Raw genomic sequence first — 25979 nt, forward strand, 5'->3', positions numbered from 1 at the left:
GACGTAACATAATCTCATCGATATGTGCTCTTTGTCATACTTTGACAAATCTCTCTCATTTTTCATTTGATAATTCGCGTCGCGAAAAATAGTCTGTCTGTAGCAATAAGTGCTGTGGGGATTTCACCCCGCCGCAATATTTTTTTACCCGATTGGGTTTTTATTGGCAGTCGTGCAGGGCAGTGGTGAACACGGGCGGCTGCAACTTTTAAAGTTAAGTCAAAGAGGAATTTCATTATGGGTACGCACGGTGCTCAGCGTAAAACGCTGGCGCTCGCCATAGCGGGTGCGCTGTTGGGAACAGGGTTTGCCATGGCCCCTGAGGCGAAAGCCGCAGGGTTTGTCGATGATTCCACGCTGACCGGCGGTATTTATTACTGGCAACGTGAGCGCGACCGTAAAGATCTCAATCCGACCAGCGACGATTACAATAAATACACCACCAACCTGTCGCACTCGACGGCCAACCTGAGCCTGGATTTCGCTTCGGGCTATGCCTGGGATATGTTCGGTCTGGACGTGGGCGCCTTCACCGCCATTGAGCTGGCCGAGTCCAGTGCCAGTGGCCACCCGAACGAAATTGCATTCTCCGCGAAAAACCGTACCTATGATGAAGACTACAGCGGCGACAAAGGCGGCATCAGCCTGTATAAAGCGGCCGGCAAGTTCAAATACGGCCCGCTCTGGGCGCGTGCCGGTTATATCCAGCCAAGCGGTCAGACGCTGCTGGCGCCGCACTGGAGCTTTATGCCGGGCACCTATCAGGGGGCCGAGGCCGGCGCCAAGTTTGACTACGGCGATGCCGGCGCGTTGAGCTTCTCCTACATGTGGACCAACAAGTACAAGGCGCCATGGCATATCGAGATGGACGACTTCCGCCAAAACGATAAAAAAACCGGCGTATCCTACCTGCATTCACTCGGCGCCAAGTACGACTTCAAAAATGATTTGGTGCTGGAAGCGGCGTTCGGTCAGGCTCAGGGCTATGTAAACCAGTACTTTACCAAGGCGTCTTATAAGTTCGATCTGTTGGGCAACCCGTTAACCACCAGCTACCAGTTCTACGGTGCGGAAGACCGCATCAGCGACAAAAACGACGCTAACAGCATTTACGACGGCCTGGCCTGGCTGCAGGCGTTGACCTTCGGTTACACCACCGGTCAGTTTAACTGGCGGCTGGAAGGCACCATGGTGAAAGCCGAAGGCAATCAGGGCTTCTTCCTGCAGCGTATGACGCCAACCTACGCCTCCTCCAACGGCCGCCTCGACGTGTGGTGGGATAACCGCTCCGACTTCAACGCCAACGGCGAGAAAGCCGTTTATGCCGGCGTGATGTATGACCTGAGCAACTGGAATCTTCCGGGCATGGCGGTGGGCGGTTCTTACGTGTATGCCTGGGATGCCAAACCAAGCACCAACCCTATCTACGATCAGAGCCAGCGTCTGAAAGAGAGCGCTTGGAGTCTGGACGCCATGTACACCGTACAGGAAGGCCGCGCCAAAGGTACCTTGCTGAAACTGCATTACACCCAGTACGACAATCACACCGACATCCCAAGCTGGAGCGGCGGTTACGGCAACATCTTCCAGGACGAGAAAGACGTCAAATTCATGGTTATCGCGCCATTCACCATCTTCTGATGCCTTCCCCGGCGGTGACGCCGGGGAAGCTTAAAAGGGAATATAACGATGAAAAAAATGATGCTGACGTTGGCCGCCGTGGTCACGCTTAATGCCTGTGTGCAGCCCGCCGCACCGCCGGAAGACACCAAATTGAAACAGGCGTACAGCGCCTGCATTAACACTGCGGAAGGTTCGCCGGAAAAACTGCAGTCGTGCCAGGCGGTGCTGAACGTGCTGCGGCAAGAAAAGCAGCACCAGCAGTTTGCCGCGCAGGAAAAGGTGCGGGTGATGGATTACCAGAGCTGCATTCAGGCAGCCCACAGCGGTAACGGCCAGGCCTACGACGCCAAATGCGGCAAGATTTGGAAAGAGATCCGCGAAAATAACAATTAATTAAGGATGATGTTAACGATGAACACATTTAAATTGAACGCGCTTGCCGCCCTGACGGCGACCGTTGGATTGTTTGGCGGCGTGGGGAACGCAATGGCCGATCAACAGCTGGTGGATCAACTCGGCCAGTTAAAGCTGAATTTAAAGATGGTGGACAACCGCGCGGCCGACAGCGGCCTGGATTGCGGCAAGCTGGGCGCCGACTGGGCAGCCTGCAATAAAGTCCTGATCGGCCTGACCAACGATAATCAGGACATTAAAGGCCAAGACTGGGCGATCTATTTTCACAGCGCCCGCCAGACCATGAGAGTGGATAACGACCAGTTCACTGTCTCTCATGTGACCGGGGATTTGTACAAACTGGAGCCGACCGCCAAGTTTACCGGGTTCCCTGCCGGTAAAACGGTGGAAATTCCGATTATTGCGGAATACTGGCAGCTGTTTAAAACCGACTTCGTGCCGCGCTGGTACGCGACCTCCGGCGATGCCAAACCAAAAATTCTGGTGAATACCGATACCGAAGATCTGAACCGGTTTGTGGCGCCCTTTACCGGTGACCAGTGGAAGCGCACCAAGGATGACAACAATATCCTGATGACCCCGGCTTCTCGTTTCACTAAAAACGCCGAGCTGAAAACCTTACCGGCAGCGTCGCTGCGTGGCCAAATAGTGCCGACGCCGCTGGAGGTGAAAGTGCACCGGCAGGATGTGGACCTGAGCAACGGCGTGGCGCTCGAACTGAGCGCGTTGAGCAAGCCTGCTGCCGACGCGGCGGCCGAACGCTTCGCATTGCTGGGGGTGACCAATAATGCGAGCGGCTACCCCATAAAAACCGATATCCAACCGGGTAAATTTAAAGGTGAGCTGGCGGTGTCGGGCGCGTATGAGCTGAAGATTGGCAATAAGGAAGCGCGGGTCATCGGCTTCGATCAGGCCGGGGTGTTCTATGGTCTGCAGTCTATTTTGTCGCTTGTCCCGACAGACGGCAGCGCCAATATCGCCACGCTGGACGCGAAAGATGCACCGCGCTTCCAGTATCGCGGCATCTTCCTCGACGTGGCGCGCAACTTCCACCAGAAGGATACGGTGCTGCGGTTGCTCGATCAGATGGCGGCTTACAAACTCAATAAATTCCACTTCCATCTGAGCGATGACGAAGGTTGGCGCATTGAAATCCCGGGCCTGCCGGAGTTGACCGAAGTCGGGGGGCGGCGTTGTCACGACCTGAGCGAAACCGCCTGCCTGCTGCCGCAATACGGTCAGGGGCCTGACGTGTACGGCGGGTTCTTCTCGCGCCAGGATTACATCGACATTATCAAATACGCCCAGGCGCGCCAGATTGAAGTGATCCCGGAAATCGACATGCCGGCGCATGCCCGTGCGGCGGTGGTTTCGATGGAGGCGCGTTACAAAAAGCTGCACGCCGCCGGGAAAGAGAAAGAGGCGGACGAGTTCCGTCTGCTGGACCCGACCGATACCTCGAACACCACCTCGGTGCAGTATTTTAACCGCCAGAGCTACCTGAATCCGTGCCTGAACTCATCCAAACGCTTTGTCGACAAGGTGATCGGTGAGATTGCCCAGATGCACAAAGAGGCCGGGCAGCCGCTGCGCACCTGGCATTTTGGCGGCGATGAGGCGAAAAACATTCGTCTGGGCGCGGGCTATTCCAATCTGAGCAAGCCGGAGGCGGGCAAAGGCATCATCGATCAGAGCAAGGAAGACAAGCCTTGGGCGAAATCTCAGGTGTGCCAGGCGATGATTAAAGCAGGCAAAGTGGCCGATATGGAACACCTGCCAAGCTACTTCGGGCTGGAAGTCAGCCAACTGGTGAAGGCGCATGGCATCGACAGAATGCAGGCGTGGCAGGATGGCCTGAAAGATGCGAAGGACGCCAAGGCATTCGCCACCCAACGCGTTGGGGTGAACTTCTGGGATACCCTGTATTGGGGCGGTTTTGATAGCGCCAACGATTGGGCGAACAAAGGTTACGAAGTTATCCTTTCCAACCCGGATTACGTCTACATGGACTTCCCGTATGAGGTGAACCCGGACGAGCGCGGCTACTACTGGGGGACACGCTTCAGCGACGAACGGAAAATGTTCAGCTTCGCGCCGAACAATCTGTCGCAGAACGCCGAAACCTCGGTTGACCGCGACGGCAACCACTTTACCGCCAAGAGCGACAAACCCTGGCCGGGCGCTTACGGCATCTCCGCACAGATGTGGAGCGAAACCCAACGCACCGATCCGCAAATGGAATACATGATCTTCCCTCGCTCGTTATCGGTGGCCGAACGCGCATGGCACCGCGCCGGCTGGGAGCAGGATTACCGGGCGGGGCGCGAGTATAAAGGCGGGGAAACCCATTTTGTCGACGGCAAGAAACTGGATCGGGACTGGCTGCGCTTTGCCAATATTCTGGGGCAACGCGAGTTGGCGAAACTGGACAAGGGCGGGGTGAGCTATCGCTTGCCGGTTCCGGGCGCCCGCGTGGTGGGCGGCAAGCTGGAAGCCAATATCTCGCTGCCGGGCCTGGGCATTGAGTATTCCATCGATGGCGGCAAACATTGGCAGCGCTACGACGCCACAGCCAAACCTGCGGTAACCGGCGAAGTGCAGATTCGGGCGGTAAGCCCGGATGGCAAGCGCTATAGCCGTGCAGAGAAAGTGTAAGCCTTAACCGTGGCTCGTCTGATTGCAGGCGGGCCATTTTTTTCAACGGTAACGTTCGGCGGTCATCAATCATGAATTCGATACGGCTGACGTTTATGGCGGTCGCTTTTTGCTCCGGTATTGCCGGCGCACTGCAAATACCGACGCTGAGCCTGTTTCTTACCACCGAGGTGCAGGTCACGTCGTTATGGGTCGGATTTTTTTATGCGGTTAACGCCGGCACGGGCATTGTGGTCAGTTTCTTGCTGGCAAAAAGATCGGATCGTCAGCGTGACCGGCGCAGTCTGATTGTCATCTGTTATTTATTGGCTGCGGGTAACTGCCTGCTGTTTGCGTTTAACCGCAATTATTTGACGTTGATTACGGCGGGCGTGCTGTTAACCGCCATCGCCAATACGGCGATACCGCAATTATTTGCGCTGGCGCGTGAGTATGGCGAGAAAACATCGCATAACGTGGCGATGTTCAGCGCGATTATGCGCGCCCAGCTTTCGCTTGCCTGGGTCTTTGGCCCGCCATTGGCTTTTATGCTGGTGGTGAATTACGGCTTTACGGCCATGTTTATGTTTGCCGCTGGGATATTCCTGTTGGTCACGCTGTTGGCCTGGCGGGTATTGCCCGGCGTGGAGCGAACCGAAGCGGGCAACGTCGATATTGATCCGCCGTTGCGGCGAAAAGGGGCCTTCGATAAAGACGTTGGCCTGCTGTTTTGCGCCTCGGTATTGATGTGGACCTGTAGCGCCATGTATCTGATCGACGTGCCGCTGTATATCACTGCCGAGCTGGGGTTGTCGCAGAGCCTGACAGGTTGGGTTATGGGCGTTGCCGCCGCAGTCGAGATCCCGATCATGATTCTGGCCGGGCGTTATGTGAACCGAGTGGGCAAGCGCCCGATGATGGCAGGCGCCATCGTGGCCGGCATGCTGTTTTATGCCGGCATGCTGTGGTTTACCACCGCCGGCGGATTGCTGGCTCTGCAGGCGTTTAACGCGATATTCATCGGCATTATCGCCACCGTCGGCATGCTCTATTTTCAGGATCTGATGCCGGATCGAGCCGGAATGGCCACCACGTTGTTTACCAACAGCATTTCAACCGGCGTGATCCTGGCCGGAATATTACAAGGCGCTTTGACCGAGTACGGGCCGCATTCCTCCGTTTATCTGTTAGCCGTGTTACTGCTTTTAATTGCTTTGCCCGTGGGGTGTAACGTTCGGGAAGTTTAGTGGTTTCTGAGTGAGTCGTTTATTTTTAAACACAAACAAGGATACATGATGGCTATATTAGTGACGGGCGGCGCCGGTTATATCGGCTCGCATACCGTATTGGCATTGCTGGAAAGGGGAGAGGACGTTGTCGTGCTGGACAATTTGTCCAACAGTTCACCGGAATCGCTGTTTCGAGTGGAGAGGCTGACCGGTAAGAAAGTGATTTTTTATCAGGGGGATATTCAAGAGCATCATTTACTGGATCATCTCTTTCGCCGGCATGATATTCATGCGGTTATTCATCTTGCGGGGTTGAAGTCGGTTCGCGAGTCTACCGAAGAGCCGCTGAAGTATTATCAAAATAATATTTCCGGCTCGCTGATCGTGCTGGACAGAATGCGCCATGCCGGGGTTCGGCAATTTATTTTCAGTTCTTCCGCCACCGTATACGGGCCAGCGGCATATACCCCGCTGACGGAGAGTTGCCGCGTCGGGCAGACGACAAATCCTTACGGCACTTCCAAGCTGATTGTGGAGCAGATCCTGGCGGAGTTCGCCAGAACCGCACCGCAGATGGCGATCACCGCGCTGCGTTACTTTAACCCGGCCGGGGCGCACGAGTCGGGGTTGATCGGTGAAGACCCCGCAGGCATTCCCAATAATCTTCTGGCTTATCTGGCGCAGGTGGCTATTGGCAAACTTGCGGTGTTGCCGGTGTATGGCAATGACTATCCCACCAGTGATGGCACCGGGGTGCGTGATTACATTCACGTTATGGATCTGGCCGAAGGGCATTTGAAAGCGCTGGATAATCTGCGGCCGGGTTTTAACGTGTATAACCTGGGCACCGGCAAAGGCTATTCGGTGCTGGAGATTATCCAGGCATTTGAACACGCCTGCGGATTTAAAATCGCCTATCAAATTAACCCGCGCCGCGCAGGAGATATTGCCGAGTGCTGGTCTGATCCGACGCTGGCGGCGGAAAAATTAGGCTGGCAAGCCAAGAGAGGTCTGGAAAAAATGGTTCGCGACGCCTGGCATTGGCAGAGCAAAAATCCACAGGGATACGGATCTTGTTCACCGCAGGCGGGAGGCTGACGATGAAGCTTGATGACGAGCGTTTGGGATTGATGCGGCATGACCTGTTTCGCGCCGACTACGAGGCCTGGATTAATAATCTGAAGTTAGCGTTCGTGAAATATCAGCGCCAGCGTTCCCCGGCGTTGCTGGGGCAGTACCGGCGAGGGGTTGGCCAACTGCGGGCGTGGCTGGCTGAACAAGGGCATTTATTCGATGCCGCGCAGTGCTCCTCATTATTTTGCGTTCCTACGCGCCAGTTGGCCGCGCAGGAAAAATTGCTGCACCGCATTTGGCTGGGCGGCGCCATTCCAGACGATGCCAGAGAGGTTATCTCCCAATGGGGAGATGCGCAGCAGGCTGTTCGCAGCACAATCGCCGACGAATGGACCGGGATGCTCTGGGTATGGGATGCGCGGCAACTCAAAAACGAGGCGTATTTTACCCCTGCGGCGGAAGTGAAAGGCGGGCTGCTGGGGGAGTTCGATGCCGGCAACCACCGGTTGCAGGTGCATTCGCTGAGTGAACTGGCGCAAAAAAGGGTCGGCGGCAACCTGGGTTTTATCCACGTGCTCCATGATAAGCGCTATTACGCCACGCTTTCTGATTACTTTCGCTTTTTGATCCTGATTGAAATGGGCGGAATGTACATGGATATCGACACCCTTCCGCACCGTTCGGCGACGTTTTTCCTGCTGAAGCCGGAAGTGCCGGATTACCTTCAGCTCCTGCCCGATGGCGAAGTCAGCCACGTCAGCGGGTTGAATTTGTTTCTTGATGAAACCGGGATGATCATTGGCCGCAGCGGCGATAGGTCGCTGTGCAAAATATTGGCGGGCCTGGATCGGATCCATGCGGCGCAAACCGGTGACGTGCCGGATAAAAACCCCATCTATGAAAGAAAGTTGTTCGATGCGTTTTATCTGTTGTGGAGCCGCCACATTGGCAGGACTTTCCTCAGCCACGATAGTTTTTGCCAGGATCATGGGGTTCATTATGACGCTGTTCCGCAGGCGGTGACCTGCGGTATCCGCGGCATGCGCCTGTTGGAAGATGTGATCACCAATGAGAGGTTGCCGCTCGGGGAGGAGGAACTGCGCAGCTATCGGCAATGCATTGATCGGCTGGAGCAGGTGGATTGGCAGCTTGAGCAACCGATGGACCTGGCGCGCCATGCGGAAATATTTACCGTCGATGAGGTGCCGCGCATGGCCTATCCGGCGCAGATAAGGTCCGATATCGATCACTACCATTACTATTCGGTGCTGTCTCATGATCGCGCGCTGGATCGGGTGAACCGGCTTTTCGGCGAGTATTTGATAGCCGATAACCGACGGCAGATCGATGAGGGCCATTACTGGCGGCCAACCGTCGGCGCGGGCGATGCGGTATTGCCGCTATCGCAGGGCGGGTTGCATTTTCTGCCGGGGTGCCAGGCGGACGACGCGGACAAGACTCGCATGGCGAAGCTGATTTTTGCCACCAGCTACCTGGAGTATTGTTCCGCCGGCAACCCGGCCGGGATGGGTTTGGTCTCTCTGCAGCAGGCGCAAAATATCGACCCCTATCTGGACCTGATTACCCTGGCTTACGATCGGTGCGGGGCGTTTGTCGGATTTTTCACTGCGGCGAGTCTCGACGAGTTATATGGCGTTGAGGCGAGCTATCTATATCGCGATGAAATAAAGCCGCTGGATGAGGCCTACGACGGTTTTGTGCGAACGCAGTGCACGGAGGACGATTACTTTATCTGCAGCCTGGCCATCGAGAGCCGGTTTCGCGGGCAGGGCTATTTTAACCCGTTGTTTGCTCTGATTAAGCAGCGCGCGCAGCAGCGCCGGGCGAAACATATCGTGCTGTGCGTATGGCAAAGCAGCGATGCCTGCCAAATCTACTTGAAGCAAGGGTTCCGCGTTCGCGGCGTTTTCGACGATGCCTGGCCGATTTTCTTCGATCGGCTGCTGTTGCTTGAATATGCATTGTGACGAGTTTACCCATCCGCGTGTCGGCGGGTGAGTTGACGGTGAAGTGAGTGTCAGTGGGTAGTGAGAGAAGTACCGCGGAGAAGTGCCGCTGCAATTGTTGTCTTTCGGATGTGATTTTCCCCGGGCCTGTCCGGGGATTTTTTTATCCCTGCCTGGAGGCATAAAAAAACCGCCGTTAAGGCGGTTCTCAATGCCGGTTGAGGGCATTATTTTTTGTCGTGCAAGGTGTCGTCTTCGCGGCAATCACCGATTTCACAGTGACCATACAGGTACAGGCTGTGGTTGGTGAGCTTGATACCATGCTGCTTGGCGATATCACGCTGACGCACTTCGATAGACTCATCGCTGAATTCGATCACTTTGCCGCAGTCCAGGCAAATCAGGTGATCGTGGTGATGCTGTTGGGTCAATTCGAACACGGACTTGCCGCCTTCGAAATTATGACGGGTTACAATGCCGGCATCATCAAACTGGTTCAGTACGCGGTAAACCGTCGCCAGGCCAATTTCTTCGCCCATGTCGATCAGTTTTTTGTACAAATCTTCCGCACTGACGTGATGGCATTCCGGATTTTGCAGTACTTCCAGGATTTTGAGTCGCGGAAGCGTGACTTTTAGGCCGGCCTTCTTCAATGCGGTGTTGTTGTCAGTCATGCGGATTCAGTCCTGTTACTATGCTAATCAAGTTGAGGCATTTTTGCCTGTGGCATCGGTCGGCACAAAGAGTTAATTGCGTGTCATTATAGAACCGGTTGCCCTAAATGGAAACCGCCGGTTGTTAACAAAGATATCATGGCACAATTGCATGTTACACACGCAACGTCTTGATGGATGGGATAAACCGATATCTCAGTCTACCTTGACGATGTGGGAAGTTACAAACATGTAGCTTCTATTGCAGAAATCCGTGCTGCCGATGAACGGCCCTGCTGGCAACACTATGCACTTTGCAGGGCTTTTGTTCAACCTTTGAGGGTTAGCCGACGATATCGGCCAGGCTCAGTTCTTCGCTGATCTGCTTCACCCAGGCTGCGACGCGTTCGTTGGTCAATTCCGGTTGACGATCTTCGTCAATCGCCAGGCCGATGAAGAAATTGTCGTCCGCCAGACCTTTCGATGCTTCGAAGTGGTAACCCTTGGTCGGCCAGTGGCCGACAATCGCGGCGCCGTGTGGCTCAATGATGTCGCGGATGGTGCCCATCGCATCACAGAAATATTCCGCGTAGTCTTCCTGATCGCCACAACCGAACAGCGCAACCAGCTTGCCGTTGAAATCAATTTCTTCCAGCGTCGGGAAGAAATCATCCCAATCGCACTGGGCTTCGCCGTAGTACCAGGTAGGAATACCCAACAGCAGAATGTCGAAAGCTTCCAGATCCTCTTTGCTGCTTTTGGCGATGTCGCGGATTTCCGACACCTCTTTGCCAAACTGCTGCTGAAGAATTTTCTGGATCATCTTGGCAATGTTTTCGGTATTGCCAGTGTCGCTGCCAAAGAAAATGCCTACATTAGCCATATCGCGTATAACCTTTAAATTCAATTAATTGCATTGCACGATGTTAGCGTTGAACGCGATAACACCGATTAAAATGATGACATGGCAAGAATCTGCCTCTTACCGGTAAGTGCGTATCATGCCAGAGATTTACCCCGGGGTTTTATCGCGTTTATGCGATGCCGGGAGGAATAAAACGGTGTTGATCGGTGTCATCCATAACACCGTGCCGCATGTGCGGCTGCAAAGATCAATGTTCCGGCTGTTCATCCGCCAGTTGTGCCAGCAGCATTTGCTCAATAAGCTCGCTGCGGCTGATATTACGCTGTTCCGCCAGTTTGTTCAGGGCGTCCACCGCATCCGCGTTGATTTTCAGTTCCACGCGCCGTAAGCCACGGACTTTATCGCGTCGAAGCTGATTACGCTTATTGATTCTAAGCTGTTCATCTCGGGATAGCGGGTTGGTTTTCGGGCGCCCCGGACGGCGTTCATCTGCGAACAGATCCAGCGTCGTGCGATCCGTTTGTTCTTTTGCCATAGGTAGCGGTACTGCAAGGGAGTTTGCATCAAAAAGCGTATACGCTTCCGGACGGTTCGGTTAACACACTTCGGGTCAATAAACCCTAACCCAAATTCACCCCCGGCCTGACGTTACTGAACACGCAGAGCAGGGCGGCAAAATTATAGCGCGCCATATTACCCCAGCAGATAGAGCAACGACAATGTTTAACTGAACCGAAAACGCGCTAAGCCGTTATCTTTAGCGCGTTTTTTCGCCAGTGGGCGGTTTTTATTCAGGCTTCGCCGAGAAAACGGTGGATGGCACGCAGTACCGCCTCCGGTTTTTCCGCGTGCACCCAGTGGCCCGTGCCGGCAACCACGTGCGCGCGCGCCTGCGGGAACTGGCGCGCGATATCTTCACGATAGCTGTCCTGAACGTAGGGGGACAGGCCGCCGCGGATAAACAACGTCGGGTGCGGCCATGCGGGAACCTCCTGCCAGCCGGTGACGTTTTCGTATTGGTCGATCAGCACCGGCAGATTAAAGCGCCACTCGCCCTGATGAAAGGACTTCAGCAGAAACTGGATCACGCCTTCTTCTTGCAGGTAGCTGCGCATCAATTCCGCCGCCTGCTGGCGTTGAGTGATGCCGGCCGCGCTCACCGCTGTTAAGGCGGCGAAAATCTCGTCGTGGCGACGAGTGCGGTAATCCACCGGCGCCACGTCGATAACGATCAGTTTTTCGACCCGTTCCGGGGCGATCGCCGTCAGCGCCATCGCCGCTTTGCCGCCCATGGAGTGGCCGATCACAATCGCTTTCTCCAACTGCAACTCATCGAACAGCGCCAGCAGGTCCTGCGCCATCTCGGGATAGGTCATTACCGCAGAACGCGGCGAAAGGCCGTGGTTGCGCAGATCGACTTTAATCACGCTGTGCCGTTGATTCAGATCGCGCGCCAGCACGCCAAGGTTGTCCAGATTGCCGAACAGCCCGTGGATCAGCACGACCGGCAGGGCGGCGGACTCGGTGGCCAGCAGTTGATAATGTAATTTCATGGCGAAGTTCATACTGAGAGAGATTCAGATTAGGGTATCATGATTAAAACACACGACGAATATACCCGTCGCCTTTCAGGCAGCAGCCTGGTTAGCGGCAACTTGAAATCCATAGGGTATATCGCGGATTTTTCGAGGTTCGGGCTTGGCAGCGCCGACTATAGGTATTAGTCTGCATTTTCCGCCCGCAGACACATAGTTGTGTTCGCTCTAGCGCTTTTAACCTTATAATCCCATGGCTTGAATGCAGGATCTGGCTTCAGGTTCTAAGTAGAAAAAAACAGTACTGGATAAAGATGAAAACTATTGAAGTCGACGAAGAGCTTTACCGCTATATTGCCAGCCACACGCAACATATTGGTGAGAGCGCGTCCGATATTTTACGCCGTATGTTGAAGTTTACCGCAGGCCAGCCATTGCGCGTCGCGCCTGCCGCCAGTGTTCAGAGCGCCGAGCAGGAAAAAACCGTCGCCGCGCAGCGTCCTCGCGATCGTGTGCGCGCGGTGCGCGAGCTGTTGTTGTCGGACGAATATGCCGAACAGAGCAGAGCGGTTAATCGTTTTATGCTGGTGCTTTCGACCTTGTATACCCTCGATGCGGCGGGTTTTGCCGCAGCGACCGATGCATTGCATGGCCGCACCCGCACCTATTTTGCCGGCGATCAACAAACCCTGCTGGCGAACGGAACGCATACCAAGCCAAAGCACGTTCCGGGTACGCCTTACTGGGTGATCACCAATACCAATACCGGTCGTAAACGCAGCATGGTTGAGCACATCATGCAGGCTATGCAGTTCCCTGCGGAACTGACAGATAAAGTTTGCGGCACTATCTAATTTAGCGAACAGCCCGTCATGGTGGCCGTGAGCGACATATTGCCCGGCTGCCGGACAGGGATTAGGGAGATATGTCGATGGCGAATAACCCACGTGCCGGGCAGCCGGCTCAGCAAAGCGATTTGATCAACGTAGCCCAACTGACGTCGCAGTATTATGTACTGCAGCCGGAAGCGGGCAACGCCGCACACGCGGTGAAGTTCGGTACTTCAGGGCATCGCGGCAGTGCCCTGCGCCACAGCTTCAATGAAGCCCATATCCTCGCTATCGCTCAGGCGATTGCCGAAGTGCGTCGCCAGCAAGGGGTTACCGGCCCTTGCTACGTCGGTAAAGACACCCACGCGCTGTCGGAGCCGGCCTTTATTTCCGTGCTGGAAGTCCTGACTGCCAACGGCGTAGATGTGATCGTGCAGGAAAATAACGGCTTTACGCCAACCCCTGCGGTATCCCATGCCATTTTGTGCCACAACCGCAACGGCGGGGCGCAGGCCGACGGCATCGTCATTACCCCGTCGCACAACCCGCCTGAAGACGGCGGCATCAAGTATAACCCGACCAACGGCGGCCCGGCCGACACCAACCTGACCTCGGTGATTGAAAAACGCGCCAACGAACTGCTGGCGCAACAGCTGAAAGGCGTTCAGCGCCAGTCGCTGGACAAAGCCTGGAACAGCGGTCATCTGCACGCGCAGGATTTGGTGCAACCTTATGTGGAAGGGCTGGTGGACGTGGTTGACATGCCCGCCATTCAGCGTGCCGGCCTGAAGCTGGGCGTTGACCCGCTGGGCGGCTCCGGCATTGCCTACTGGCAGCGCATTGCCGAGCACTACAAGCTGGATCTGACGCTGGTCAACGACTCCATCGATCAGACCTTCCGCTTTATGCACCTGGACCACGACGGCATTATCCGCATGGACTGCTCGTCGGAATCTGCGATGGCCGGCCTGCTGGCGTTGCGCGACAAGTTCGATTTGGCGTTCGCCAATGACCCGGACTACGATCGCCACGGCATCGTCACGCCTAAAGGCCTGATGAACCCGAACCACTATCTGGCCGTTTCCATCAACTACCTGTTCCAGCATCGCCCGCAGTGGGGCGCGGATGTGGCCGTGGGCAAAACGCTGGTTTCCAGCGCGATGATTGACCGCGTGGTGGCCTCCCTGGGCCGCAAACTGGTGGAAGTGCCGGTCGGTTTCAAATGGTTTGTTGACGGTCTGTTCGACGGCAGCTTTGGCTTTGGCGGCGAAGAGAGCGCCGGGGCTTCGTTCCTGCGTTTCAATGGCACCCCGTGGTCGACCGACAAAGACGGCATCATCATGTGCCTGCTGGCGGCGGAAATCACCGCTGTGACGGGCGAAAACCCGCAGAGTCATTACGACGATCTGGCCAAGCGTTTCGGCGCACCGAGCTATAACCGTATTCAGGCACCGGCTACCCATGCGCAGAAAGCCGCATTGGCCAAGCTGTCGCCGGAAATGGTCAAGGCCAGCACGTTAGCGGGTGATCCGATCACCGCTCGTCTGACGGCGGCTCCGGGCAACGGCGCCTCCATCGGCGGCCTGAAAGTGATGACCGACAACGGCTGGTTTGCTGCCCGTCCTTCAGGTACCGAAGAAGCCTACAAAATCTATTGCGAAAGCTTCCTGGGCGCCGAACACCGCGCAAAGATCGAGCGTGAAGCGGTAGATATCGTCAGCGAAGTGCTGGCCTCCGCCAAATAATCTCTTCTATTTCCTGATGAAAAGCGCTGTTTTTACAGCGCTTTTTTTATGCCTGCAATTTAGATATATCTATTTACAAAGACCCGTTGCACATTTCGATATATCGATCTAGATTAGATATATCGAAGTTAGTTAGATATATCTAAATCACTTCGTCAACTGACTATCCATTGAGAGGTAAAACCCTATGTTCCATCGATTAGGTTTACATCGCCGGCACGGTTGCCACCATGACAGTGAAGCAGGGCACGAACATCGTCGCCGCGGCGGGCGTCACCACTTTGGCGGCGAGCACGGCGAAGAACACGGACGCGGTGGGCGCGGCAGCCGTCACCGCATGTTTGAACATGGCGATTTGCGGTTGGTGCTGCTGGCGCTGGTGGCGCGCAAACCGAGCCACGGCTATGAGCTGATTAAGGCGATCGACGAGGCTTCCTCCGGCTTGTACGTGCCAAGTCCAGGCGTCATTTATCCGACCCTGACGCTGTTGGAAGAGCAGGACTTCCTCGAGCCGATCACCACCGGTAATGGCCGCAAAAGCTACCAAATCACTGCGCTTGGCCAGAGTGAACTGCAAAAGCACCAGGCCGCCGTCGATCTGATCCTTGCCCGTTTGGCCGGGGCCGGCCGCAGTCATCATCATCACGGCAATCTGGCGGAGGGTATCTCCGAAGCCATGAACCGCCTGCGCAGTTTGCTGCGCGGTAACGTGATGCGCGCCGATCTCACGCCCCAGCAGGTTGAACGCATCAATCAGGCGTTGCTCACCGCAGTGGCGACGATCGAAAGTGAAATGAACATTAACACGACAACGCAGGAGAACGACTGATGCCAGGCCACCGTTTCCGTATCACCGTTGAAGCCCTGAACGATCGCAAAGGCGAACCGGTCGATAAAGCGCCGTTGAGTTTTGAAGTGGAAAACCACGACGACATTCTCGGTATCGTCGAGCGTATCAAGGCGCGTGAAGATCTGAACTTTGGCGAAGATAAAAGTGCGGCCTTTGCCGTCGGCCTGAAGCTGTTTTCGGAGGTGATGATCGAGAACCGCAAGCATCCGGTGTTCGCACCGCTGCGCGAGGCGTTCAAGGAATTTATGATGGGGTTGAAGAAAGGGCCGCATTTGTAGGGGCGTCGCACGGCCCCCGTTAGCCTTAAGGCATAAATCGGTATCCGACGCCGGTCTCGGTCAGCAGGTGTTTCGGCCGCGCCGGGTCGGCCTCCAGTTTCTGCCGAAGGTGCCCCATATAAATGCGCAGATAGTGGCTGTGCTCGACGTAATTCGGCCCCCAGACGTGGCTCAGCAACTGACGTTGGGTGATCACTTTGCCGGAGTTGGCCAGCAACTCGGCCAGCAGACGGAACTCTATCGGCGTCAGGTGCAAGTCTTCGCCATTGCGCAGCACCCGACGGTTGATCAGATCGACGGTGATTTCGGAAAAGCTGATCAGCGGGCTCTCCTGCTGGCTGCCGGAGTGGCGGCGCAAGGCAACCCGCACCCGCGCCAGCAGTTCGCCGATGCCAAAAGGTTTGCTGAGATAGTCGTCTGCCCCGGCGTCCAGTGCGGCGACCTTGTCTTCTTCGGCATTGCGCGCCGAGAGGACGATCACCGGAATGGCGCTCCATTGCCGCAGATCGCGGATATAGTCCAGCCCGTCGCCGTCCGGCAACCCTAAATCGAGAATAATCAGATCCGGTTTACGCGTGCCGGCTTCAATCAGCCCGCGTTGCAGCGTTTCGCTTTCAAACACCCGCAGACCTTCGCTTTCCAATGCGATGCGTACGAAACGCCGGATCTCTTTTTCATCTTCGACAATCAGAATATTGGTTGGCGCGTTGCTCACAGTGCTCCCAGGGTTTGATTACAGATCGAAGGACTCGCCGTCAATTTCGGGCGGTTTTTCCAGCGGCAGAACAAAACGGAAACTGGCACCGCCGTTGGCGCCGTTTTCCGCCCAGATGCGGCCGCCGTGCACTTCAATAATGGCACGGCAAATCGCTAACCCCAACCCTACGCCGGGAATTGCCGACTCTTTATTGCCGCGGGCGAACTTATCGAAAATCAGCTGTTTTTTCCCCTCGGGAATGCCGGGGCCATTGTCCCAGACTTCGACTTCCAGCCACTCCGGCAGAGTATGGGCGCGAATGCCGATAATAGCATCGATGCCGGCGTATTTATTGGCGTTTTCCAACAGGTTAGTGAAGACGCGCTCCAGCAGGCTGCCGTCGCAATTGACCAGCACCAGATCAGGCGGCAGCTCAACCTTGATCTGGTGTTGGGTCAGCAAGGGTTCCAGCATGTGCAGCGATGCGCCGACGATCTCTTCCAGCGATTGCCACTCTTTACGCAGGTTAAAACCGCCGGACTGAATACGCGCCATATCCAGCAGGTTATTCACCAGCCGGGTGGTGCTTAGCACCTGCTGACGGATCTGGCTGGCCTGCGGCGCGTGGCTGGAGCCTTCGGCCGCCAGATCGAGCGTCAGAATTTCCGCCTGGCCGAAAAGCACCGTCAGCGGGGTGCGTAAATCGTGGGACAGCGCCGCCAGCAGAGAGTTGCGCAGTTGTTCCCGTTCGGCCTCCAGCTTGGCTTCCTCGGCGCTGCGTGCCAGGTGCAGCCGTTCCAGCGCGCTGGCGATCAGCACCGCAAAGGTTTGCAGCAGCCGCTGCTGCTCCGGCACCATCAGTTGGCGCAGGTTGCCGGGTTCGATAGCCAGCAGGCCGAAGGTCTGCTTCGAGGCGGTTAACGGCAGCAGTTGATAAGGCACGCCGGGCAGAGTGTCGGTGCCGGCACCGGCCGGCATGCCCTTGTCAAAGCTCCAGCGGGCAATCGCCTCATCCACCGACAACAACCCGCCGGTTTCTCCGACCATCTGTTGCAGCTTGCCGTCCTGCTGTGGCAGCAGCAGCACGGTTTTGGCCTGGAAGCTGCTGGAGAGGAAGTGGCGGCTGGTTTTGGCGATATCTTCGGGGGTCAGCGCCTGGCTCAGGCCGCGTGAGATCTCATACAGGTGGCGGGCTCGCTGTTCGCGATAGCGTGCGACCCGGGCCTGGTAACGCACCCCGGCGGTCAGGTTGCCTATGGTGATGCCGACGATCAACATGACGCCGAAGGTCAGCAGATACTGCATATCGCTGACGGCAAACGACCATTCGGGCTGGACGAAAAACAGATCAAAACTGGCGACGTTGATCACCGCTGCCAGCACCGACGGCCAGCGGCCGAAGAACAGTGCGACGATCGCCACGCCGAGCAGATATACCATCACCAGGTTGGCCTGATCAAAACCCGGCAGCAGCCATTGCGAGAGCAGGGTGATCAGGGCGCACAGCGCCACGGCGACGGCACAGCCGCGCAATTGCATGCGCCACTTCTCGCTGAAGTTACGGTTGTCATGCTCTTTGCCGGGCTGCGGGACGCTGTCGTTTTCCAGTGCGACGATCACCAAATCGAGATCCGGCCCCAGACGGCCAAGGCGATCGGCGAAGCTGCCGCGCAGTTTCCAGCGCTGCTCACCACGCCGGCCGATAATGATTTTGCCCAGGTTGTGCTCGCGGGCGTAACGCAGCACCGCGCGTTCTTCGGTAGGATCGGACAGGGTGGCAGTTTCGGCTCCCAGCTCCTGCGCCAGCCGCAGCGCCCGCAGGATTGCCCTGCGTTGGTTTTCCGGCAGCCGGTGCAGCTTCGGCGTTTCCACATATACCGCATGCCAGTGGCAACCCAGGCGCGCCGCCAGCCGGGCGGCGATGCGCACCAGCTTTTCGTTGCCGCTGTTGTGACCGACGCACAGCAAAATGCTGTCGCGGGTGTGCCACACTTTCTCCCGGCCCTGGGTATCGCGAAAGGCGCGCATTTGGTCATCGACCCGATCGGCGGTGCGGCGCAGCGCCAGCTCGCGCAGGGCGATCAGGTTACCCTTGCGGAAAAAGTGCTCGATGGCGCGTTCGGCCTGGCCGGGAATGTACACCTTGCCTTCATTGAGCCGCTGGCGCAGATCGTCCGGCGGCAGATCGACCAGCACCACTTCGGTGGCTTCGTCGAACACGTGGTCAGGCACGGTCTCGCGCACCCGCACTCCGGTTACGCCGCCGACCACGTCGTTCAGGCTCTCCAGATGCTGCACGTTCACGGTGGTGAGCACGTCGATACCGGCGTCCAGCAACTCCTCCACATCCTGCCAGCGTTTCGGGTGACGCGAACCCTGGGCGTTGCTGTGCGCCAGTTCGTCCATCAGCACCAACGCCGGATGGCGTGCCAGCGCGGCATCGAGATCAAATTCCTGCACCAGCCGGCCGCGATACTGGATACGCTTTTTCGCCAGCACGTCCAGGCCGGTCAACAGCGCAGCGGTTTCGCTGCGGCCGTGGGTTTCGACTACGCCAACCAGCACGTCCAACCCCTGACCGCGCAGGCGTTGGGCTTCTTGCAGCATGGCGTAGGTTTTGCCCACCCCAGCGCAGGCGCCGAAGAACACCTTCAGCCGGCCCCGCGGTTTTTCATTGGCTACCGCCAGCAGGCTGTCAGGATCGGGGCGCTGCTGTTCTTCTTCGACCATTACAATTCCTTGCGTAACAAAGCAAAAATGGGTTCGGCACGCCGAACCCTCTCACTATGCTGAATGCGGCGTATTACCGCAATGCGTCGAGCGCCAGGTTCAATTTCAGCACGTTAACCACCGATTCGCCCATAAAGTTGGGGGTTGCCTGATCGGTGTTTTCGTCAATCAGCCTGGCGATTTGCTCCGGCGGCAGTTGGCGCGCCGCGGCAACCCTGGCCAGTTGATATTGCGCCGCAGCGATGGAAATCTGCGGATCCAGACCGCTGCCGGAGGCGGTCAGCAGATCGACCGGGATCGGGCCTTTCATCGCCGGATTGGCCTGACGCAGCTGCGCCGCACGTTCGGCGATGGCTTTATCCAGCGCCGGGTTGGTGGCGGCCAGATTGCTGCCGGCGGACGCCATGGCATTATAGGCCGAATCACCGGTGGCAGAAGGGCGCCCCCAGAAATACTCCGGTTTGGTAAAGTTTTGGCCGATCAGCGCGGACCCCACCACCTTGTCGCCCTGATACAGCAACGAGCCGTTGGCCGCGCCGGAAAACAGCAACTGCGACAGCCCGGTAGTCAACAGCGGATAGGCAATGCCGGTAATCAACGTCAGCAAAATCAGCATTACCAGCGAAGGTCGTAAATAAGACATGTTCATCTCCTTAACCCTGCATACTTCAAGCTGTATCTTTGTTGGCTGCCCTCGCTCACCCCAGTCACTTACTGGATTAAGCTCTTGGGGATTCACTCAGTTGCCGCCTTGATACAACTCGAATTATTTTGGGTATTAATGGTTAGCCGGCGATATGCAAGGCAACCAGGACCAGATCGATCAGTTTGATGCCGACAAAGGGCACCAACAGACCTCCCACACCGTACATCCACAGGTTGCGGCGCAGCAGCGCCGCGGCGCTCATTGGCTTATAGCTCACCCCTTTCAGCGCCAGCGGGATCAGGAATACGATCACCAGAGCGTTGAAAATGACCGCCGACATAATGGCGGAAGCGGGGGAGTGCAGGTGCATCACGTTCAGCGCGTTCAACTGCGGATAGGTTGCCGCGAACGCCGCCGGGATAATGGCGAAATACTTCGCCACGTCGTTGGCGATACTGAAGGTGGTCAACGAGCCGCGCGTCATCAGCATCTGTTTACCGATATGCACCACTTCAATCAGCTTGGTCGGGTTGGAGTCCAGATCGACCATGTTGCCCGCCTCTTTGGCGGCCTGAGTGCCCGAGTTCATCGCTACCGCCACGTCGGCCTGCGCCAGCGCCGGCGCATCGTTGGTGCCGTCGCCGGTCATCGCCACCAGCCGGCCTTCCGCCTGGTACTGGCGGATTAAGGCCAGTTTGGCTTCCGGCGTGGCCTCCGACAGGAAGTCATCCACCCCGGCCTCGGCGGCGATAGCCGCAGCGGTCAACGGGTTATCGCCGGTGATCATCACCGTTTTGATGCCCATTTTACGCAGCTCGGCGAAACGCTCTTTAATGCCGCCCTTGACGATATCCTTCAGCGCCACCACGCCCAGCACCCGTGGCCCTTCGGCCACTACCAGCGGCGTACCGCCGGTACGTGCGACGCTAGCCACCAGATCGTCCACCGCCTGCGGGAAGTGGCCCTGATTGGATTCCACGTGACGGCGAATGGCATCCACCGCCCCTTTACGGATCATGCGGTCCTGCACGTTGACGCCGCTCATGCGCGTCTGGGCGGAGAAGGGCACGAAGGTGGCGTTCAGCGCCTGCAGGTCGCGTTCGCGCAGGTTAAAGCGCTGTTTGGCCAGCACCACTATGCTGCGGCCTTCCGGCGTTTCATCGGCCAGCGAAGACAGCTGCGCCGCATCGGCCAGGTCCTGTTCCTTCACGCCAGGCGCAGGCAGAAACTCGGAGGCCTGACGGTTACCCAGCGTGATGGTGCCGGTTTTGTCCAGCAGCAGCACGTCGACGTCGCCGGCGGCTTCCACGGCCCGGCCGCTGGTGGCGATCACGTTAGCGCCCAGCATCCGGCTCATCCCCGCCACGCCGATGGCAGACAGCAGGCCACCGATAGTCGTTGGGATCAGGCAGACCAACAGCGCCACCAACACGGTGATGGTGACTACCGAGCCGCCTTTGGCCGCGTCGACGCTGTACTGCGAGAACGGGAACAGCGTAGCGGTCGCCAGCACGAACACGATGGTCAGCGCCACCAGCAGGATGGTCAGCGCCACCTCGTTCGGGGTTTTACGCCGTTTGGCGCCTTCCACCATGGCGATCATCCGATCGAGGAAGGTCTCGCCCGGGTTGACGCTGCACTGCACCACCAGCCAGTCGGACAGCACGCGGGTGCCGCCGGTCACCGACGAGAAGTCGCCGCCGGACTCGCGGATCACCGGTGCGGATTCGCCGGTAATGGCGCTTTCGTCCACCGACGCGCCGCCTTCCAGCACCTCGCCGTCGCAGGGGATGGTATCACCGGCTTCCACCAGCACCACGTCACCTTTGCGCAGGCTCTCTGCGGACACTTTTTCGGTAGCGCCCTCGCGATGCGGCACGGCCAATTTCTTTGCCCAACTGGTTTTCTTGGTGCCCCTCAGGCTTTCAGCCTGTGCCTTGCTGCGCCCCTCGGCCAGCGCTTCGGCAAAGTTGGCGAACAGTACGGTGAACCACAGCCACAGGGCGATGCTGCCGGTAAAAGCGGCGCTGCCGTCGGTCTGCTTCGCCAGGATCGCCAGCCAGATTATGGTGGTCAGAATACTGCCGATATACACCACGAACATGACCGGGTTACGCCATTGGGTGCGCGGATCCAGTTTTTTCACCGCATCGATCAGCGCGGTACGGACCAATGCCGGTTCAAACAGTGCGCGTTGTTTGCGAGTCATCTCTCATTCTCTCTCTATGACGTCCGTTATTTTGCCAACCAAAGCTGTAAATGCTCGGCCACCGGTCCCAGCGCCAACGCCGGTACGAAGGTTAATGCGCCCACCAGCAGCACGGTGCCGATCAGCAAGCCGATAAACAGCGGCCCGTAGGTGGGCAGGGTGCCGTTGCCCGCAGGCTGACGTTTTTTCGCGCACAGCGAACCGGCAATGGCCAGCACCGGCAGGATGACCCCGAAGCGGCCGACGAACATGGCAAAAGCCAGCAGCAGGTTGTAGAACGGCGTGTTGACGCTCAGGCCGGCAAAGGCGCTGCCGTTGTTGTTGGCGGCGGAGGACAGGGCATACAGCACTTCGCTGAAGCCATGCGCGCCTGGGTTAAGGATGCCGGCGCGGCCTGCGTCGGTGGCGATGGCCAGCGCCGTACCCAGCAACACCAGTGTCGGCGTGACCAGGATCGCCAGGGCGGTCATTTTCATGTCATAGACGTCGATCTTTTTACCCAGGTACTCCGGCGTGCGGCCGATCATCAGCCCGGCGATAAACACCGTCAGCAGCACGAACAGCAGCATGCCGTACAGGCCGGAACCTACGCCGCCGAACACCACTTCGCCAATCTGCATCAGCCACATCGGCACCATGCCGCCCAACGCGGTGAAGGAGTCGTGCATCGCGTTGACCGCGCCGCAGGAGGCGGCGGTAGTCACCACCGAGAACAGGCTGGTGGCGAGAATGCCAAAGCGCGATTCCTTGCCTTCCATATTGATGTTGCTGGCGCTGCCCAGTTCGCCCAGATGCGGGTTGCCCGCCAGTTCGGCGAACATCACCACGACCACCGCCACCACGAAGATCAGCGCCATCGCCCAGATTAACGCGTGGCCCTGGCGGTTCTCACCGGCAACCTGACCGAAGGCGAAGCACAGCGCGCACGGGATCAGGAAGATCGCCAGCATCTGCACAAAGTTGGTCAGTACGGTCGGGTTCTCGAACGGATGAGCCGAGTTGGCGCCAAAGAAGCCGCCGCCGTTGGTGCCGAGCATCTTGATCGCCTCCTGCGAGGCCACCGGCCCCATCGGCAGCGTCTGCTGCGCGCCTTCTAGCGTAGTGGTATGCAAATAAGGCAGGAAGTTTTGCAGCGTGCCCTGGCTGACGAAGAACAGCGCGATCAGCAGAGAAATCGGCAGCAATACGTACAGCGTCACGCGGAAAATATCGAGCCAGGCGTTACCTATGGTGGCGCTGGAACGGCGAGTGAAGGCACGGATCAGCGCAAAGGCCACTGCGATGCCGGTGGCGGCGGACAAGAAGTTTTGCACTGCCAGCCCGGCCATCTGGCTGAGGTAACTGAGGGCGCTTTCGCCGCTGTAAGCCTGCCAGTTGGTATTGGTGACAAAGCTGACGGCGGTATTGAACGCCAGATCCCACGACAGCCCAGGGAAACCCTGCGGGTTAAGCGGCAACGAGCCTTGAGTCATCAGCAACACGAACAGCAGCGCCAGGCCAAGCAGGTTGAACCACAAAATCGCCAACGCGTATTGCCACCAGTTCATCTCGGCGGTGTCATTGCCGCAGCAGCGCCAGACGGTGGCTTCCACATGGCGCAGGGTAGGCAGCGGCTCGCCTTCGATCAGGCGTGCCAAAAAGCTGCCCAAAGGCCGGGCCAGCAGCAGAAGCACCAGCAGGAAGCTGGCAATCAGTAAAAAGGCTGAAGCCGCCATCAGAAGTCCTCCGCGTTGAACAGGGCATAAACCAGATAGCCCAATAGCAGCAGAACCAACAGCGCACCACCAATAACGCTGATACTCACAGGACACCTCCAGAGGTGTAGTTTTTGATACTGCGAGTGTAGGGAGGGCGATCAAAAGAAGATGAAAAAATAGCGCGAGCCGGTGTAAAAAATGTATAAAAATGGCTGAAATTACAGCAAAAAATGGCTTTTTAACGGCGGTTTTATGAGCGAGTGGCGCGTTTCAGCCCGTGTTCTGCCCTGCCTGGGGAAGCGGCAGGCGTAAACCGACCGTAAATAACCACAATATAACCAATGGTTAGTTTGTTATTAACCTTGCTGTAACAAAATTACGGAATGGCGCATTTATTTGCGATTTTTTGTGCAATTTAGTGGTCGGATGAGTAGTAAACTTTCATCGGTTGCGCTAAAATTTTGTTCAGTTACCAAATTGTCGCATTTACATTGTCTACGCCAGCGCTGTTTCCAGAAAATCAACGGCCGGGCGTTTTTGAGGAGGTTCGCATGTCTATTTATCACGCTTATTCATTGCATCGGATTCTCCTGCGCCGCAGCGCAGTGATCCTGGCAGGAATTTTGGCTTTACCGGTTATGCTGTTCCGCAGCGACCGGGCACGTTTTTACAGCTATCTGCACCGCGTCTGGTCTAAAACCAGCGATAAGCCGGTCTGGCTACAACAGGCAGAACTGGCGTCCTGCGATTTCTACTGATCGCCGCCAGCGTCCCCTGAAACCCTCGCCTCGCGGCGTAATGCCAGTCAGTTAGCGTTTTTCTGCAGGTATTAGTGACGTTTTCGGTCGATAAAGGTGAGATGCAACATGAGGCCCACGCGCCTCGACCGAGCAAGGGACCCAGGGCGGGGTCCCTTGCAACCCACGCCTTTGCCCTATCAGACGGTTGGCTGCGCCAACTCCCCTCCCTCCGTCACGTCGCATCACGGCCGGCTACGACAGGCGTCCCTGCCTGTCTCGCCTGAAACCGCCGTCCATGGCGGTTTCGCCTATGCGCCGTTCCTGCGTTCGGCGTCTTCAAGGGCGGCCAACTTCCTGCTCATCTCACTATTTTCACTGTCTTTCATCACGCAATATCAAATTAAGGGCATAGGTTGCCCGGTGGCAGCCGATTCGTGTGTTGACCTTAGTGCGCATCAGTCAGGCTTAACTGACCGGCATTGCACCTCGCCACAGGGGGTTTTTATGGGCGCAGCCCGGTCATGCCCAGCTAACTGTCGTTTCCCCGCGTGAATTCCTCTACACTTTTAGCATCGTTCAGGACTGTGGGAACAAATCATGAGTGACAAAATTCCGGTCGGGATCAGCGCCTGCCTGTTGGGCGACGCGGTGCGTTTCGACGGCGGCCATAAACGCCTGGCCTTTGCGGTGGAGCAACTGGCACCTTATGTGCGTTTTGAATCGGTGTGCCCGGAAATGGCTATCGGCTTGCCGACTCCACGCCCGGCCCTGCGATTGAGCAAACGGCCGCATCCATCGCCGGCAATGCGTTTCAGCAACGACGACAGCGTCGACGTGACCGACAAAATGCAGCAGTTCTCCGAGCTACGCGTCGCGGAGCTGGGGCATCTGTGCGGCTATATCGTCTGCGCCAAATCCCCGAGCTGCGGTATGGAGCGGGTGCGGGTTTACAGCGAAAACGGAAAGGAGTCGCGCAAAAGCGGCGTCGGGTTATTCACCGCCGAACTGATGCGCCAGATGCCGTGGCTGCCGGTAGAAGAAGACGGGCGGCTGAACGATGCCACCCTGCGGGAAAACTTTATCGAGCGGGTTTATGCGTTGTATGAACTGAATATGCTGTGGCGCAAGGGGCTGACCCGTGGCGGGCTGATCGCTTTCCACAGCCGCTATAAGCTTTCGCTGCTGGCGCATTCGCAGCCGGAATACCGCGAACTGGGCCGTTTTGTCGCCGGTATCGAAAAGTGGGAGTCGCTGGAGGCGTTCGCCATTGAATACCGCAGCCGCCTGATGAGGCTGTTGGCGCACAAGGCTACGCGCCGCAATCACACCAATGTGCTGATGCACGTGCAGGGGTATTTCCGCCGCCAGCTCAGTTCTGCTCAGCGGCAGGAGTTGGCGCAGCTGATCGACCGCTATCGCCAGGGAATGCAGCCGCTGTTGGCACCGATCGCCCTGCTCAAACATTACATGGCCGAATACCCGGATCGCTATCTGGCCGAACAACGTTATTTCGAACCCTATCCCGAAGCCTTGCGCCTGCGTTACGGCCACTAACCGACGAGG

22 protein-coding genes are annotated in these 25979 nt (G+C 57.3%); 12 read left to right on the forward strand and 10 right to left on the reverse strand.

Annotated features, from left to right (window positions below):
- The first annotated feature begins 237 nt into the window (after positions 1-237).
- From chiP to JK621_RS04845, 6 genes are all read left to right on the forward strand, one after another.
- Positions 238-1641 (forward strand): chitoporin ChiP, encoded by a 1404-nt coding sequence (gene chiP, locus JK621_RS04820; RefSeq protein WP_212558843.1) that lies wholly within the window; start codon positions 238-240, stop codon positions 1639-1641.
- Between the two features lie 48 nt (positions 1642-1689).
- On the forward strand, positions 1690-2016 hold the full coding sequence (gene chiQ, locus JK621_RS04825; protein ID WP_212558844.1) for a ChiQ/YbfN family lipoprotein: 327 nt from the start codon (positions 1690-1692) through the stop codon (positions 2014-2016).
- An 18-nt stretch (positions 2017-2034) separates the two neighbouring features.
- Positions 2035-4692 carry a beta-N-acetylhexosaminidase gene (locus JK621_RS04830; RefSeq protein WP_212558845.1) on the forward strand — a complete coding sequence of 886 codons (2658 nt, stop codon included), beginning with the start codon at positions 2035-2037 and terminating at the stop codon, positions 4690-4692.
- A 71-nt stretch (positions 4693-4763) separates the two neighbouring features.
- Positions 4764-5918, forward strand: a complete 1155-nt coding sequence (locus JK621_RS04835) for an MFS transporter (protein ID WP_212558846.1) — start codon at positions 4764-4766, stop codon at positions 5916-5918.
- 48 nt (positions 5919-5966) lie between these two features.
- Positions 5967-6998: a UDP-glucose 4-epimerase GalE gene (gene galE, locus JK621_RS04840; protein WP_212560125.1), complete on the forward strand. Its 1032-nt coding sequence runs from the start codon at positions 5967-5969 to the stop codon at positions 6996-6998.
- Between the two features lie 2 nt (positions 6999-7000).
- Positions 7001-8962, forward strand: a complete 1962-nt coding sequence (locus tag JK621_RS04845; RefSeq protein ID WP_212558847.1) for a glycosyltransferase — start codon at positions 7001-7003, stop codon at positions 8960-8962.
- A 206-nt stretch (positions 8963-9168) separates the two neighbouring features.
- Here the strand turns inward: JK621_RS04845 and fur are convergent, their stop codons facing one another.
- The 4 genes from fur to ybfF all read right to left on the reverse strand — a co-directional run bounded on the left by fur (position 9169) and on the right by ybfF (position 12024).
- Complete coding sequence (gene fur / locus JK621_RS04850; protein WP_004949689.1) at positions 9169-9615, reverse strand: ferric iron uptake transcriptional regulator; 447 nt, start codon at positions 9613-9615, stop codon at positions 9169-9171.
- Between the two features lie 322 nt (positions 9616-9937).
- Positions 9938-10477 (reverse strand): flavodoxin FldA, encoded by a 540-nt coding sequence (gene fldA / locus JK621_RS04855; RefSeq protein WP_212558848.1) that lies wholly within the window; start codon positions 10475-10477, stop codon positions 9938-9940.
- Positions 10478-10706: 229 nt separating this feature from the next.
- Positions 10707-10994 (reverse strand): LexA regulated protein, encoded by a 288-nt coding sequence (gene ybfE, locus JK621_RS04860; RefSeq protein WP_004949692.1) that lies wholly within the window; start codon positions 10992-10994, stop codon positions 10707-10709.
- Positions 10995-11250: 256 nt separating this feature from the next.
- Positions 11251-12024, reverse strand: coding sequence for an esterase (ybfF, locus tag JK621_RS04865; protein WP_212558849.1), 774 nt, complete (start codon positions 12022-12024; stop codon positions 11251-11253).
- A gap of 284 nt (positions 12025-12308) precedes the next feature.
- On the opposite strand from ybfF, the gene seqA reads away from it, so the two are divergent.
- From seqA to JK621_RS04885, 4 genes are all read left to right on the forward strand, one after another.
- The gene (gene seqA / locus JK621_RS04870) at positions 12309-12848 is read left to right on the forward strand and encodes a replication initiation negative regulator SeqA (protein ID WP_126480916.1); all 540 of its coding nucleotides are present in this window, start codon (positions 12309-12311) and stop codon (positions 12846-12848) included.
- A 77-nt stretch (positions 12849-12925) separates the two neighbouring features.
- A complete protein-coding gene (gene pgm, locus JK621_RS04875; protein ID WP_212558850.1) occupies positions 12926-14569 on the forward strand; it encodes a phosphoglucomutase (alpha-D-glucose-1,6-bisphosphate-dependent) in 1644 nt (547 codons plus the stop codon).
- A 187-nt stretch (positions 14570-14756) separates the two neighbouring features.
- Positions 14757-15398 (forward strand): PadR family transcriptional regulator, encoded by a 642-nt coding sequence (locus JK621_RS04880; protein ID WP_212558851.1) that lies wholly within the window; start codon positions 14757-14759, stop codon positions 15396-15398.
- The gene (locus JK621_RS04885; RefSeq protein WP_212558852.1) at positions 15398-15697 is read left to right on the forward strand and encodes a DUF3861 domain-containing protein; all 300 of its coding nucleotides are present in this window, start codon (positions 15398-15400) and stop codon (positions 15695-15697) included. Before JK621_RS04880 ends, JK621_RS04885 begins: the two co-directional genes overlap by 1 nt.
- 25 nt (positions 15698-15722) lie before the next feature.
- Here JK621_RS04885 and kdpE read toward each other — a convergent pair whose 3' ends face one another.
- The 6 genes from kdpE to JK621_RS04915 all read right to left on the reverse strand — a co-directional run bounded on the left by kdpE (position 15723) and on the right by JK621_RS04915 (position 23783).
- Positions 15723-16412, reverse strand: coding sequence for a two-component system response regulator KdpE (gene kdpE, locus JK621_RS04890; protein ID WP_212558853.1), 690 nt, complete (start codon positions 16410-16412; stop codon positions 15723-15725).
- Positions 16413-16430: 18 nt separating this feature from the next.
- On the reverse strand, positions 16431-19124 hold the full coding sequence (gene kdpD / locus JK621_RS04895; protein ID WP_212558854.1) for a two-component system sensor histidine kinase KdpD: 2694 nt from the start codon (positions 19122-19124) through the stop codon (positions 16431-16433).
- A gap of 73 nt (positions 19125-19197) precedes the next feature.
- Complete coding sequence (kdpC, locus tag JK621_RS04900; RefSeq protein ID WP_212558855.1) at positions 19198-19767, reverse strand: potassium-transporting ATPase subunit KdpC; 570 nt, start codon at positions 19765-19767, stop codon at positions 19198-19200.
- Positions 19768-19909: 142 nt separating this feature from the next.
- Complete coding sequence (gene kdpB, locus JK621_RS04905; RefSeq protein WP_212558856.1) at positions 19910-21979, reverse strand: potassium-transporting ATPase subunit KdpB; 2070 nt, start codon at positions 21977-21979, stop codon at positions 19910-19912.
- Between the two features lie 26 nt (positions 21980-22005).
- The gene (kdpA, locus tag JK621_RS04910) at positions 22006-23694 is read right to left on the reverse strand and encodes a potassium-transporting ATPase subunit KdpA (RefSeq protein WP_212558857.1); all 1689 of its coding nucleotides are present in this window, start codon (positions 23692-23694) and stop codon (positions 22006-22008) included.
- On the reverse strand, positions 23694-23783 hold the full coding sequence (locus JK621_RS04915; RefSeq protein ID WP_004949718.1) for a K(+)-transporting ATPase subunit F: 90 nt from the start codon (positions 23781-23783) through the stop codon (positions 23694-23696). Before JK621_RS04915 ends, kdpA begins: the two co-directional genes overlap by 1 nt.
- Before the next feature lie 444 nt (positions 23784-24227).
- Here JK621_RS04915 and JK621_RS04920 point away from each other — a divergent pair, with 444 nt between their 5' ends.
- Complete coding sequence (locus JK621_RS04920; protein ID WP_126480932.1) at positions 24228-24434, forward strand: YbfA family protein; 207 nt, start codon at positions 24228-24230, stop codon at positions 24432-24434.
- A gap of 579 nt (positions 24435-25013) precedes the next feature.
- Complete coding sequence (locus tag JK621_RS04925; protein ID WP_212558858.1) at positions 25014-25970, forward strand: YbgA family protein; 957 nt, start codon at positions 25014-25016, stop codon at positions 25968-25970.
- Positions 25971-25979 lie beyond the last annotated feature (9 nt).

This window comes from Serratia plymuthica, assembly GCF_018336935.1.
In the GTDB taxonomy this organism is placed as follows: domain Bacteria; phylum Pseudomonadota; class Gammaproteobacteria; order Enterobacterales; family Enterobacteriaceae; genus Serratia; species Serratia plymuthica_B.